This window comes from Novosphingobium nitrogenifigens DSM 19370 (genome assembly GCF_000192575.1).
Taxonomy (GTDB): Bacteria; Pseudomonadota; Alphaproteobacteria; order Sphingomonadales; family Sphingomonadaceae; genus Novosphingobium; species Novosphingobium nitrogenifigens.
Window position 1 is genome coordinate 1 of record NZ_GL876940.1, and the last position, 710, is coordinate 710.

Below are 710 nucleotides of genomic sequence, written 5' to 3' on the forward strand. Positions count from 1 at the left end.
GGGGCGAAGCCCTGTTGGCAGGGGGAATTGCCAAAATGGCACTATTTCGCGTTGATGTCGTGGGTTCTCGCTGCAAATATCGCACGGAACATATAATATCTTCAGTCTGTAAAATTAAAAAAGAATATGGTTAATAATTTTAAATAATTTAATGAATGCTTCGGGGGTGCTGGAATATGAACTTAAATATTGAATGTAATTATATTTATTATCTGAAGCATTATTTAAATCTAATTTCGAATGGGAAGCCTCCAATTCGGGAGGTTTGTGATATATCAAGATATATAATTATGGAGTCCAGTCGGAATTTGAAGAGAGTCTTGGGCAATGATCCGCGCGTCGAAATGGCTTTGTTAACATTTGATTTTATTTCGCAGTGCGAGCCATCTATCGAAGATGCAAAAAATGCAGCGAGCAAAGCGATTGATAGCATTGAGGCCTATGAAGGCTCGGGTGCGCGATATAAAATGACGGCCTGAAGGTATTTTTCAGAATATAATTCTTGTTGTTTTGCAAAAATGGTGAATTCTAATACGTTCAGGATTCACTCTATTACCATCGTGGCGAGATTGAATTACGGCGAACGGCCGGTAGATCCGGCTGGCAGGACGCGTCACGCACAACTGTGCAGCTGCATGCGGCGTGCTTCTTGTTTTCGGTGGGGGCTGATTTGGTGCTGCCTCTTTGGTGGGGCATCAAATCAGGGGCAT

At 42.4% G+C, this 710-nt stretch carries 1 protein-coding gene; it reads left to right on the forward strand.

Translation table 11 applies throughout. The features are described from left to right. The first annotated feature begins 320 nt into the window (after nt 1–320). The gene (locus Y88_RS19675) at nt 321–479 is read left to right on the forward strand and encodes a hypothetical protein (RefSeq protein WP_157132704.1); all 159 of its coding nucleotides are present in this window, start codon (nt 321–323) and stop codon (nt 477–479) included. Nucleotides 480–710: the final 231 nt, after the last annotated feature.